Genomic DNA, 12416 nt, shown 5'->3' on the forward strand with positions numbered 1-12416 from the left:
CGTCGCAAGATATTGGGGGCTCCGCGTGCAGGAGGTACTGCTGCTCTGCTGGCGTGACACCGGACACCCTCAAGGGGGTGGCAGTGAGCGGTACCTGGAGCAGGTAGGAGCCCAGCTCGCTGCGCGCGGTATCAAGGTCACGCTGCGTACCGCGTCGTATCCCGGTGCCCGCCGCCGCGACAGCGTCGACGGTATCGACATCAGTCGCGGTGGTGGCCGGCTGACGGTGTACCCCCGAGCGCTGGCCGCGATCCTGGCCGGCCGGTTCGGTGTCGGCCCGCTCGCCGGAATCCGGCCCGACGCCGTCATCGACACCCAGAACGGCATCCCGTTCTTCGCGCGGGTTGTCGCCGGCGCACCGGTCACCCTTCTCGTGCACCACTGCCACCGTGAGCAATGGCCCGTGGCGGGACGCCTGATGGCCAAGCTCGGCTGGTGGATCGAATCGTCGCTGTCACCCCGCGTGCATCGCCGCAACCAGTACCTCACGGTGTCCCTGCCGTCCGCCGACGAACTGCGCGCGCTCGGCGTCGACCGGGAACGCATTGCGGTGGTCCGTAACGGCGCCGACGCGATACCTGCCGGGGTCGCACCCGGCGACGACCACACCCGTACCGAGCACCCGAGCCTGTGTGTGCTGTCGCGGCTCGTACCGCACAAGCAGATCGAAGATGCGCTCGGTGCTGTCGCGGCGCTGCGCGCCCGAATCCCCGGTCTGCATCTGGATGTCATCGGCGGCGGATGGTGGGAGCAGAATCTGCGCGACGCCGCCGCAGACCTCGGGATCGCGGACGCGGTGACGTTCCACGGCCACGTCCCGGAGGATCGCAAGCACGAACTCCTCTCCCGCGCATGGCTCCACGTCATGCCCTCCCGCAAGGAAGGGTGGGGTCTGGCGGTGGTCGAAGCCGCCCAGCACGGTGTGCCCACCATCGGCTACCGGAGTTCGAAGGGCCTGACCGATTCCATCATCGACGGGGTGACCGGGTTGCTCGTCGACTCCCCGGCCGAGTTGACCGATGCCGTCGCCGACCTTCTCGAGGACCCCGGGCGCCTGCGTCAACTCGGTGCGAAGGCACGCATCCGGGCCGGGGAGTTCTCGTGGGAGGCGACCGGCGACGGAGTGTTCGACGTGCTTGCCGGTACCACCCGTGGTCAGCCTGTATCAGGACTGTTTCCGAGGACGGGCGAACCGCTGCACCAGCACGCCCACCACGCCGCAGGCTGAGAGCAGCAGCCACACCACGTGTGCCGCGATGGCGGATGCACGGTGCGGAGAGGCGTCCGTGGTCACGCCGTCCACGCGGTAGAGACTCAGATCGTCGTCGCTGTAGACCGGCTCGAGCGCGGCCAGAGTCCGCTGCGACTCGCCCCGATCTCCGGGGGTGCGGTGCTCGACGAGCACCCAGCCCACCCCCTCCGCGGCGAGCGTGTCGGGACCGGCGCCGGTGAGCAGGAGTCGTTCCACTTCCTCCGCGCGGTGCCCCTCGCCGGCCACCGTGTCCCCGGCCACCAGCAGGGTCCCGGTCTGCAACACGTCCGCGCGCACCATGCGCGGAGCCGGATCAAGCACGGCGGCCGGACCGGCGAAATCGAAGATCCGGAACATGCCACCGGGGAGCACGGCCACGTCGCCGTCGCGTGCGGTCACGTACTCGGTGACCTTCTGCCACCCGTCCGGGTAGCGAGCGGGACGGACCTGCCCGGAGACGCCCCATGCGAGGTCGGGCAGTGCGAGGACGAGTCCCGCGACCACCACTGCCGCCCAGATCGGGGGACCGGAGAATCGACGTTGTAGTGCCCCGACGCCCGCTGCTGCGGCGAGCGCGTAGCCGGGCATCGCCACCGCCACCCACTTCTGGGTGTCCCGGAGCAGCCCCACGCCGGGCACGTTCGCCATCGACCATTCGCCGGCAGCGAGTCCAGGGCCCGTCGCGGCCAGGGCCGGTCCGAGCACTGCGACCGCGGCGAGCACACCGGCCGCGACGACCACGGGATGACGACGACGTCGCCACAGCGCCGGCACACCGCACGCGACGATGCCGAGCAGCAGCAACGTGCCGACGAGCGCCCACGGGGTGGTGCGGGAGCCCGGCACGGCATCGCCGTTCCAGATGCCGCCGAGTCCCGCGACGGAACCGAGGGTGCCGAGGAGTGGTTCTGCCCGCGCGGCGAACGCACGCACACCGGCCGGGTCGGCTTCGGTTCCTCCACCGGCCAGGAGAGTGGCGGTGAGCCACGGCAGCGACGCAAAGACGGTGAAGGCAACGGCTCCCGCCACCCGCATGACAGTCGAATTCCGGCCCCCGGGCAGGGCAAGAACGGCGAGCGTCACCACGGCGGCGAGCAGCACCCCGGTGGGCGTCAGCCCGGCCGCTGCCAGGCACACCGCCAGCGCGGGCCATCCACCACGCTGCCGACGTCGGATCGACACGGCCGCGCATATCGCCCAGGGCAGCGCCGCGTATCCGGCGAGCAGGCTCCAATGGCCTTGCAGCAGGCGCTCCGCCACATAGGGATTCCAGATGGCGACCGTCGCCGCCACCACTTGGGCTGCCACCCCGGCCCGCGGCAGAACGACGGCCACGAGACGTGCCGCTCCCCATCCCGCCGCCCACACCGACAGTGCGAGGATCGCGCTCACCGCGACCCCACCGTCCACCACCGTGGTCACCCACGCGAGCAGCGCATCCTGGGGGACCGCGCGGGCTGCCGCGTCGGACAGCCCGAGGGACGAGTCGGTGAGGAAAGACCGCGGCGTGCTCACCGCGTCGCGCAGCAGCAGGTAACCGGGTGACGTGAGGAGCGGGCCGAGCACGACGAACGTCAGGAGCAGCGACCACAGCGCCGGCACCGACCGCACCGGCAGCACCGGTGCGACCGACCGCGAGGACACCGGCGTCAGCATGGCGGCAGAATACGGGGTCCGTACTGATGCGAGGATGGGCGGATGCCTCGACCCGAGACCACGCGCCGGTCGGCTGCCGCTGGAATGACGATGGTGACCGTCGGGGCGATGACGGCCAACATCGCGGCCTACCTGCTGCACCTGCCCGCGGGCCGATGGCTCGGCCCCGCCGGGTACGGCGAGTTCGCGAGCCTGCTCGCCGCCCAACTCGTGCTGGCGGTCCCCGCGCTCGCGTTGCAGACGGTCGTGGCGCGCGAGGCTGTGCACGGCAGCAGCGTCGCGGTGCTGCGGCGCCTCGGGTACCGGTGCGCCGCCTGGGCGGGCCTCGCCGCGCTGGTTCTCGTTCCCGTGGTGGCGTGGGCACTCGACACCAGCGTCGCCGGTGCGTTCGGATCTCTCGTGACGGCGCCCCTGCTCGTCCTTCTCGCGGCCGAACAGGGCCTTCTCCAGGGGCGTGGCAGGTTCGCGGCGCTCAGCGTCGTGCTGGCCACAGCGGGCATCGCGAAGGTCGCCCCGGCGGTTGTCGTGCTCATGCTCGGTGGCGGACCCGGGGCGGCGCTGTTCGCCGGCGCTGTGGGGACCGGCATCACCGCGATCTTTGCGTCCGTCCTCGTCGGGCGCACCGATCCGGCTGACGCGGGGTCCTCCTGGACGCCGTCCGCCGGTGCGATCCTGCGCGCCTCCCAGGTGCAACTCGCGCTGATCGCGCTGACCTCACTCGATCTGCTGCTCGCCCGGATGGTGCTGGACCCGGAGTCCGCAGGCCTGTATGCCCTCGGTGCTGTCGCGACGAAGGTGGCGTTCTGGCTGCCGCAGGCTGTGGGTGTGGTGCTCTATCCACGAATGGCCGATCCGGCGGAGTCCGCGGGGGCGGTGCGGTCCGCGCTGACGGTGCTCGTGGCGCTGGGCGCGGCGCTCGTCGCGGCAGCAGCGTTGTGTGCACCGCTCGTCCCGCTGCTCGTGGGAGATGCGTACCGGCCTGTGCAGTCGTTGCTGTGGATGTTCGCCCTCCAGGGAGCGTGCCTGGCGGTGCTGCAGGGCGCGCTGCTGTCGGCGATCGCGGGCGAGCGCACGCACCTGGCACTGGTCGCATGGGCCGGTCTTCTCGTCGAGGTGATCCTGATGGTGACGGTGGCGTCGACGATCGAGCAGTTCGTCGGCGTCGCGGTGGGGGTGGCGGCCACGACCGCCGCGGTGGTCGCAGTGCTGGCCGTACGAACCGCCGCCGCGTCCGCCCCACGCCCGGACAGCGAACCCAGCCCGGGCAGCGGACCCAGCCCGGGCAGCGGACTCACGACCTGACCCACAACGACACCGCCCCCACCGTGAACGGTGGGGGCGGTGTCGTTGTTCTTTGCGCTGCGCGTGCCTACTGCTGCGGAGGCTTCCGCAGGTCGGTGCGCGGGATCTCCTGCGTCTGATCGGTGGTCCAGTCACGCTGCTGCGTGTCCGAGCCCTGATCGTTCCGCGGGATGACCTCGGTCCTGTCGTCGGTGTAGTCCCGCTGCGGCGACGCGGAGTGCGCCGGTCCCACCGTCGTGGTGGCCGGGCCGGCCGGCGACGGTCCGGTGGTGGCAGCGGCACGACGGCCACCGTTCTGTCCGCCACGGAGACCGAGCACGATGCCCGCGATCAGCAGGATCGCGCCGAGGATGCCGAGGATGATCGGCACGGTACGACCGAACAGGGACAGCTGATCCTGTCCGTCCTTGGCCTGGCCGATCTGGTACTCGACGGTTTCCTCGTCGAACGGCAGTGTCACGTCGAGAATCGTCACCTCGGGGGTGTCGGCTTCGCGTGCGTAGTACTGGTTCTGTGCTTCCTGGCCCTTGACCACGACACCCGTGATGGGGTCGACCCACAGGTCGCGGACGTTGTTGTACCAGCGGGTCATCGTGATCGGCTCGTCACCCTCACCGACACCCCACGTGGAAGCGGGAAGGCTCAGCTTGTAGGTCGGGACCTCGGGATCGGCCTCGGACAGGTCGATCGGTCCGACTTCCTGGCTGAAGTGGTAGACCGCCATGCCGTTGATCTCTTCCTCACCCTTGAACTCGAGGGGGAAGGTCTCACGCGCGTTGATGTCGTAGTAGGGGTACGACTCCTGCTTGACATCGAACGGGAACTTGTACTGCAGGCCGTCGCGGTCGCCGAGATCGGTGGGCGGCGCGTCGGCAGTCGACTGCACCGTGCTCACCCGATCGGCGAAGTCCTCGGACGACACGGGCATCGACGTGTCGCGGTCGATCGTGACGCGGTCGACGGTCGCCGACACCAGTCCGGTGTCGCCCTGCATGTCGAGGCGACGCACCGTCTGACCCGCCTGGAGGGTCATGATGTCGCCGTCTGCGGGATCTTCCACCGTCACGTAACGCTGCGCCACGATCGGGACGTCCCTGTCGACCTGAGCATTGCCTGCGAGCAGGGCTCGGGAATTGAGGATGTCACCCGTGCCCTCGGCAACGGTGGTCACCTCGAGGTCGAGGGGTGTAGTCGCCAATTTGCCGACAGTGTAGGTCGGTACGAGAATTGCGATTACCAGGAGGAACGCCCCCAGGCCTATCAGAATCAACGCAAGTATCCGGCCGGAGCTCGAACGCTCAGCCATGCTGTCTCTCCTCACTCAACGGGTTGTCATCGAGTACCCCCACCGGCAGCAGGGCTGCACGGATCGCCTTGGCATCCGACCCGCGAACGCCACGTGAGCCAAGACACTAACAGTCCGCGGTGCTCGGTTGCTCGTGGCTCGTGACGAACCCGCATTTACGCGGGTGTGCCTGGGCGGGCACACTGGTCGCCGATGAGTAGTACAAGGGTCTCCGACCCCCGCGTAAACGGGTTTCTCCCGGCGCTGGAGGGCATGCGCGGACTGGCATCGGTCGCCGTGGTGGTGACCCACGTCGCTTTCCAGACCGGTGCCGTGCACGAGTCGGCGCTCGGACGCGTGTGGGGTCGGCTGGACCTGGCCGTCGCCCTGTTCTTCGCCTTGTCGGGATTTCTGCTGTGGCGTCCGCACGCAGCCGAGGCCCGCGGTCTCGGCCCGCTGCCGTCTGCCCGGCGGTATCTGGTGTCGCGCGCGACGCGCATCCTGCCCGCCTACTGGATCGCGGTGATCCTGGTGCTGTGGCTGCTCCCCGGCGCCGGCGGCGGAGCCACGGTGTGGTGGGCGAACCTGACGTTCACGCAGGTCTTCGTGCCGCTCACCCTCACCGAGGGGCTCACCCAGATGTGGAGCCTGTCGGTGGAGGTCGCGTTCTATGCGGCGCTGCCGCTGATGGCGCTCGCCGTCTGCCGGTTGCGGGGCCCGGCCGCACGGATCCGGATTCCGCTCCTGCTCGGAGTGAGCGTGCTCTCGCTGCTGTGGGTGTGGTTGCCGATACCGACTCCCGAGCACATCAATCACGAGAACTGGCTGCCGGGGTATCTGCCCTGGTTCGCCGCCGGAATAGTGCTCGCCGAATTGGTGACCGGTCCCAGGACCTGGGTGCACCGGATCGCGGAGCGCCGGTACCTGATGCTGGGGATCGCGGCGGTCACATTCGGTCTGGCGACGACTCCGCTTGCCGGACCGAAGACGCTCACCGACCTCGAACCGTGGGAGTACAGCAACAAGATCGTGCTGGGCGCGATCATGAGTTTCGCGCTGCTCGCTCCGCTGGTCCTCGCCCCGCGCGAGCACCACGGATTCCTCGCGAGCGCGCCGGCGCTCGCGGTGGGGCGCTGGTCCTACGGCTTGTTCATCTGGCATCTCGCGGTGATGGCGATCATCTTCCCCGTCTTCGGGATCGCACCGTTCCAGGGGCATTTCTGGCCGGTGCTGGCCGTGACCTTCGTGCTCAGCGTTGCGATCGCGTCGGCCAGTTACGCGCTCGTGGAGGTGCCCGCGCGTGAGGCCTTCCAGCGTTGGGACCGCTCTCGCAAGGGCAGGGCGGCGAGCCCCACCGCGACGAGTCCCACCAGCGCCGCGAGCTGAATCAGGTACGAGTGCCCGACGTAGCCGTCGGGTGAGCGCCACGGCCCGGTGGACAACAGGGCCATCGCGAGCACGGTGGCACCGCCGGCAGTTCCCACAAGCAGACGCGATGCGGCTCGCCGACCCCAGCGTCGGGTCGCGGTGACGAGTCCCAGGGTGCCGAGGACCGCGACGACGGCACCTGCACCGCCGGCCACGACGACGGCAGCGGCGAGGACACCGGCCAGTCCGGCGACCGGCGACCGCCATGTGCGCGGTGCGGGACCGGGATCGGAGGCGCGCCGACGCGAGAGCGGCCACAGGGCCAGCGCGAACAGCGGCACCAGCAGCGCCAGTCCACCGAAGATCCCCACCCGGTACCAGCGGTCGGTCGTGAACTCGAGCGTCAGTGTGCTGTCCGGTCCGGCGGGCAGTATCCACCCCTGCTGCCAGCCGTCGACGACGACAGGGGTGGGCTCGAGACCGTCGGTGCTGCTGCTCGCCACCCAGCCGATGTTGGTGCTTTCCGGGATCACGACGAGCCGGTCCTCGTCGCTCGCGGGCACGGTGAGCTCCCGCAGGTTCGCGGACCAGGCGCCGGTCTCCAACTCCACCGGGGACACGGCCGGGGCGTCGGCGCCCGGCACCGTCAGTTGCAGGCGGGACACGATGAACGGGGTTCCCGGCGACACGTCGACGTCGACGCGACCGGCGTTCATGCCCACCGCATCGGTATCGCAGAGCGTCGCCGGCACTTCGGCCCCGGCGGCGAGATCGGCAACGCTCGCCGTCACCGACGTGCGGTAGGGCTGCCCGTCGACGGTGACCACCGGGCCGTCGTCGCAGCCGACCGTCACCTCCCGGTCGTAGATCCGGTCCTGCGCACCGATCGGGCCGTCGTCACCGCGGACGGTCACCTCGGCGATACCCGGGGGCGCAAGCTTCGAGAATCCCAGCACCGTGCGGTCGAGGACGTCGTCCCAGCGGAGAACGGTCAGCGTGATCCGGTCGGTGACATGCGGAGCGAGGTCCAGTGTGGTGGTGCCTTCGCTCAGCTCACGTACCTGTGGACCGTTCCCGAGGTTCACCGCGATCGCGCGTGGCGCGACGGGCAGCACTCCCAGCGACGTCGCGATGTCGAGGCCGGTGACCCGTTGCGGTGACGGCAGTTCCAGCGTCAGCGTCGGGCGGGGTCCGCCGGGTGCGAGGGAGCGTTCGTCGGCCGCCCACGATGTGCGCGGGTCCCCGTCGGTGGCGGCGAACGCCGACCCCTGCAGATCCACGACTTCCGCGTCACCGCGGGCGACGACGCGATCGGTGCGGTCGATGACATCGTCGAGTGCGGGCCCGGGGCGCACGCGCAGCCACAGGTCCGGTTCGACGACGGTCGCGGCAGGCACCTCGAGCGTGCGTGTGAAGAGGTTGGGTTCTTCCGTCGACGTCGCGAGTCCCCGCGCGCAGCGCACCCGGTCCGGGGTGTCGACGCAACTGCCGCGTCCGGGGAATTCCTGTCCGAGATCCCAGCCGCGCACCGTGACACCCTCCGCGGGTCCCGGAACGACGATGCGGCGCCGGATGTCGAGGCGCTCGGGGTTGCGGCCGTCGGTGAATTCGTCGACCGCAAGTTCCGCGATCCCGAATTGGTTTCCGCGCGAACCACTTTCGGTGTGGGTCGAGGTGATGCGGATCCACGACGTGGTACCGAGCGGCAACGCGACGGTCTGAGGGCGGCCGGGCTCCTCGACCCGCACGGCGGTACTGCCCCGCTCGGTGGTCACTTCGAGCCACCGGACGGGATCGCCGAGCGCACCGGAACTGGTGGTCAGTTGCAGCATGCCCGAGTGGACCGGGGTGTCGAGATCGAGTTGCAACCACTGTCCGACGGCGGATTCGAGGCCGTTGCTGTGCCACCCGGTGGTGGGATCTCCGTCGACGACAGCTGCGGGCCCGCTGCCCACCGCGGTGCCTCCGAGTTGCGTGGCGTCCGACGCCGCGCTCGACACGGTGATCCGTGCGCCTTCCCATTCGGCACGGACGAGTTCGGCGCCGGGCACCGGATAGTCGGGTACCGCGTTGCGGGTGCGGCGTGGGTCGTCCGCGGCACGAATCGCCGACGAATGGTGATCGACCTGGCCGTAGTCGGTTTCCCGGTCGGTGGGGGTGTCGGTGACGGTGGCCTCGTCGACGGGCAGCCCCGTGCGGGCAGCGTCGGCGGAGAGAAGCGTGGGCCCGGCCAGATCCGGGTCTCCCGCGCGGAGGTTGAGCAGCGATTCGGGACCGCCCTGGACGACGGGCACATCGGCCGCGTCCACCATGTACGGCCCGATGGGTGTCGATTCGGTAGCCGCGACCTTGTAGATCTCGACTGCGGGATATGCCGGCCGCAGGTCCGCGTCGGTCACGAACCCGTCGGCACTCGCCGACACGATGTCGTTGCCGAACCGGGCGACGCGCTCGATCCCGGGCGACTCGTCGAGGGCTCGATGGACGAGTGCGGGTCGCGCGGACGGGGACGTCTCGGGATCGAGGTCGTTGCGCACCACGAGGAACCCGATGCCCTGGCCACGCAGGGTTGCGGCGAGTCCCGGCGACGGGCGGCCGTCCGCGATCTGCCGTTGCACCGAATCGAGGGCGCGGATCGCTCCGGGCGGGACGAGGGGCACGGCGTCGCGCGAGGCCCACGGCGTGGTTGCGAGCGCCTGCAGCGGCTCGTCGCGCGTCAGTCCCCAGATCTGGCTGCCGAACGGTGCCCCGGGCACGATCAGAGCACGTTCGCCGCGTTCGTCGGTGTGCTCGTCGAGCCATGCGGCGGTGGCGTGCCAGTAGTCCGGAACCTCGTCGTAGGCGCCGCGCGGCGCGAGCTTGCCTGTCCACGCCAGCGACGTGGCGAGGGTGAGGGCAACAAGGATGAGCGTGGCGCACGCGACCATCGGGTTGCGTTCGGGGTGGGCGAACGCCGTCCGGGTGCGCGCCCACGGCACCGAACCGGGAAGCGGAACCCGGCGCAGCAGGTGCGCGAGACCGAGTACGAGCGGCAGCCGCACCAGCGGTTCCAGTTTGTGCACGTTGCGCAACGGCGCGCCCGTGGAGTCGAGGAACGCGCGCACCTGATCGGCGACCGGCGATCCGAGCTCCCCGGCATATCCGGCGCCGAGGCCCGCGATTCCGACGAACAGGATCAGCGTGAGCCGGCCACGTGCCGGCATCGAGTGCATCGCGAGCCCGGCCAGTCCGGCGGCGGCGATCGCACCGGTGACCAGCACGGCAGCGGGCTGTGTGACCAGTACGGCGCCGGCGATGCGTTCGGGTGAGACGAACGGCGTCCAGCTGCTCGTTCCGCGAAGAACTTCCGCGAGCGATGTCCACTGGGTGGTCACACCCGACGATTCGATGAAGTCGAGGAACGGCGGGCTGACGCGGCCGAGCAGGAGCAGCGGCACCATCCACCACGTCACGGCGACGAGGCACAGCGGTATCCACCACGCCGTGAACCGCCACCATCGGCGGTTGGGCTTGTGCGAGGCCCACCACAACGCTGCGATCAGGCACGCAGCGGCCGTCGCGACGGCATTGATCGCACCCATGAGCGCGACTGCCGCGGCCGATTGCGCCGCGAGCCTGCGCGGCGAACCCACGTACCGAGTGCTCAGATACCGCACCACCGGCAGGAGCACCCACGGGGCGAGCATCATCGGATGCGCTTCGGACGAGATGGACCCGAGCGTGGTCAGAACGCGGGGGGAGAGAACGAACACGGCCGCCGCGACAACGCGGGAACCGCGGTTCCCGACTCCGAGGGCCTCGGCGAGCCGCACGATTCCCCAGAACCCGACGACGAGCAGCACCGCCCACCAGGCACGCTGCGTGATCCACGGCGGGATGTGCAGCAGCTGCCCGGCGGCGAAGAACGTGCCGTGAGGAAAGAAGTAGCCGTACGCCTGGTTTTGTACCTGTCCCAGCGGTGCGGTGCTACTCCACTGGTGAGCGGCGCGCGCGAGAAATCCGAGAGGGTTCTGCGTCAGGTCGTACTTCGTGTCGGCGACGACCAGGCCTGGAACCTGAGCGAACGACAACAGCACTGCCACCACGGTGGCGCCGAACAGCCACCGGCGGGACAGGGGTTCGGCGGACGGAGTGTCCGTCGCGCCTCGGTACGTGAGTGAACTCGAAGCGTTGCCGGAGCCGTCAGCGGCTGCCGTACTCAACCTGGTTCAGGAGGGAGGACTCGGCGTTTCCGCTGCGGTCGATCTGGGGACGCGTGTTCTCCTGCACTGCAGCAGTAACTCCGAACACCGCGACGACGCCGAGAACAGCACCGATTACCGCGCTGCCCAGGCCCGGACCCAGGAACTTCGCCATACCAATCTCCCCATCGTTCGTAACGCATGTCATATTGCTCGCGCCAAACTATCACCCCGGCGCGCGATGTCCGACCGCCTGCACCCCGAGAAGGATCTAGACCCCGAGCGAACCCAGCAGCGTGCGCAGCTTCGCGGTGGTTTCGTCGAGTTCCGCGTGCGGATCGGAATCGGCGACGATCCCCCCGCCTGCCCAGGCGACCGCCCGCCGGCAGTCCGAACTCAGCTCGGCGCAGCGGATCGCGACGAACCAGTCGCCGTCACCGTCGGCGTCGCACCAGCCGACCGCACCGCCGTAGAACCTGCGGTCGCCCTCGACCCGCGCGATGGCGTCCATGGCCGCTTCGGTGGGCGTACCGGCCACGGCGGGGGTGGGGTGCAATGCGGCCGCGAGGGTGAGCGCGTCCGTCTCCGGGTCGCGCAGCGTCCCGGTGATGGGGGTGGCCAGGTGCCACACATCCGGCGTGGAGGTGAGCTCGGGGGTTTCGGGGATCTGCAGGTCGCGGCACAGCGGCGCGAGACGGGCCCGGATCCACTCGACGACGTACCCGTGCTCGGCCAGGTTCTTCGCCGACCCCAGCAGTTCCTTGCCGGCGCGGCGGTCGTCGTCGGGGTCGTCGCACCGCGCCGCCGTCCCGGCGAGTGGTCGGCACGTGACGGTGTCCCCCCGGCGGCTGACGAGCAATTCGGGGCTCGCGCCGACCAAGGTGTGTCCCCAGAATCGTTCACCGGCCGCACTGAGATCGACCGCGAACGTCGCCGCGTCGGGATGCCGCTCGATCATGCGGGTGGCGAGGGTGAGGGGGTCGATGGGTGCGTCGGCCTCGAGGGCGACTCTCCTGGCCGCCACGACCTTGTCGAATTCGCCGAGTTCGAGCCGTTCCACCAGTGCGCGGACCCGCGCGACATGCACGCGCGGCAGCGGAAGCTCGGTGGTCCGGTAGACGTCCGGAAGGTCGGGGAGGTCGTCCGGCGCGGCCCACGGTCCGTCGGTGACGTCGGTGTGTTCCGGCTGGGCCAGCGCGACCGGTCGTGTCGGATCGAACGGCAGGGCGCCGACGACGATGTCGGCGTCTCCGCGGTGCAGGGCGCGAGACGCGGACGCGACATCGTCGAAGAGACGACGCGTGCCGGTGGCGTGCACGGTGCGATCGGCGCGGGAAAGCAGAAAACCGTCCATGGTGATTCGACGATATTC

General features: G+C 70.0%; 8 protein-coding genes. 3 read left to right on the forward strand and 5 right to left on the reverse strand.

The window, feature by feature from the left end:
- The first annotated feature begins 25 nt into the window (after nucleotides 1–25).
- Nucleotides 26–1228 carry a glycosyltransferase family 4 protein gene (locus tag ACLQ3J_RS05055; protein ID WP_425902370.1) on the forward strand — a complete coding sequence of 401 codons (1203 nt, stop codon included), beginning with the start codon at nucleotides 26–28 and terminating at the stop codon, nucleotides 1226–1228.
- Here the strand turns inward: ACLQ3J_RS05055 and ACLQ3J_RS05060 are convergent.
- Nucleotides 1166–2908, reverse strand: coding sequence for a hypothetical protein (locus ACLQ3J_RS05060; protein WP_425902372.1), 1743 nt, complete (start codon nucleotides 2906–2908; stop codon nucleotides 1166–1168). The genes ACLQ3J_RS05055 and ACLQ3J_RS05060 overlap by 63 nt on opposite strands.
- A 42-nt stretch (nucleotides 2909–2950) precedes the next feature.
- Here ACLQ3J_RS05060 and ACLQ3J_RS05065 point away from each other — a divergent pair, with 42 nt between their 5' ends.
- The gene (locus ACLQ3J_RS05065) at nucleotides 2951–4210 is read left to right on the forward strand and encodes a polysaccharide biosynthesis protein (protein ID WP_169622141.1); all 1260 of its coding nucleotides are present in this window, start codon (nucleotides 2951–2953) and stop codon (nucleotides 4208–4210) included.
- 67 nt (nucleotides 4211–4277) lie between these two features.
- On the opposite strand, the gene ACLQ3J_RS05070 is transcribed toward ACLQ3J_RS05065, so the two are convergent.
- Nucleotides 4278–5516, reverse strand: a complete 1239-nt coding sequence (locus tag ACLQ3J_RS05070) for a DUF3068 domain-containing protein (protein WP_169622142.1) — start codon at nucleotides 5514–5516, stop codon at nucleotides 4278–4280.
- Nucleotides 5517–5708: 192 nt separating this feature from the next.
- Here ACLQ3J_RS05070 and ACLQ3J_RS05075 point away from each other — a divergent pair, with 192 nt between their 5' ends.
- Complete coding sequence (locus tag ACLQ3J_RS05075; RefSeq protein ID WP_169622143.1) at nucleotides 5709–6881, forward strand: acyltransferase family protein; 1173 nt, start codon at nucleotides 5709–5711, stop codon at nucleotides 6879–6881.
- Here the strand turns inward: ACLQ3J_RS05075 and ACLQ3J_RS05080 are convergent.
- From ACLQ3J_RS05080 to ACLQ3J_RS05090, 3 genes are all read right to left on the reverse strand, one after another.
- Nucleotides 6770–11065, reverse strand: coding sequence for an alpha-(1->3)-arabinofuranosyltransferase domain-containing protein (locus ACLQ3J_RS05080; protein ID WP_425902375.1), 4296 nt, complete (start codon nucleotides 11063–11065; stop codon nucleotides 6770–6772). The two genes, ACLQ3J_RS05075 and ACLQ3J_RS05080, sit on opposite strands and share 112 nt — an antisense overlap.
- Nucleotides 11046–11219: a DUF2613 domain-containing protein gene (locus ACLQ3J_RS05085; RefSeq protein ID WP_169651475.1), complete on the reverse strand. Its 174-nt coding sequence runs from the start codon at nucleotides 11217–11219 to the stop codon at nucleotides 11046–11048. The genes ACLQ3J_RS05080 and ACLQ3J_RS05085 overlap by 20 nt, the downstream gene beginning before the upstream one ends.
- A 96-nt stretch (nucleotides 11220–11315) precedes the next feature.
- The gene (locus tag ACLQ3J_RS05090) at nucleotides 11316–12398 is read right to left on the reverse strand and encodes an isochorismate synthase (RefSeq protein ID WP_169622146.1); all 1083 of its coding nucleotides are present in this window, start codon (nucleotides 12396–12398) and stop codon (nucleotides 11316–11318) included.
- Nucleotides 12399–12416: the final 18 nt, after the last annotated feature.

It is taken from the genome of Rhodococcus sp. DT1 (genome assembly GCF_049844875.1).
In the GTDB taxonomy this organism is placed as follows: domain Bacteria; phylum Actinomycetota; class Actinomycetes; order Mycobacteriales; family Mycobacteriaceae; genus Rhodococcus.

Excerpts from the sequence above, each read along its gene's own strand:
- ACLQ3J_RS05060 (WP_425902372.1), bottom strand. The coding sequence starts at position 2,908 with ATGCTGACGCCGGTGTCCTCGCGGTCGGTCGCACCGGTGCTGCCGGTG.
- ACLQ3J_RS05065 (WP_169622141.1), top strand. The coding sequence starts at position 2,951 with ATGCCTCGACCCGAGACCACGCGCCGGTCGGCTGCCGCTGGAATGACG.
- ACLQ3J_RS05070 (WP_169622142.1), bottom strand. The coding sequence starts at position 5,516 with ATGGCTGAGCGTTCGAGCTCCGGCCGGATACTTGCGTTGATTCTGATA.
- ACLQ3J_RS05075 (WP_169622143.1), top strand. The coding sequence starts at position 5,709 with ATGAGTAGTACAAGGGTCTCCGACCCCCGCGTAAACGGGTTTCTCCCG.
- ACLQ3J_RS05085 (WP_169651475.1), bottom strand. The coding sequence starts at position 11,219 with ATGGCGAAGTTCCTGGGTCCGGGCCTGGGCAGCGCGGTAATCGGTGCT.
- ACLQ3J_RS05090 (WP_169622146.1), bottom strand. The coding sequence starts at position 12,398 with ATGGACGGTTTTCTGCTTTCCCGCGCCGATCGCACCGTGCACGCCACC.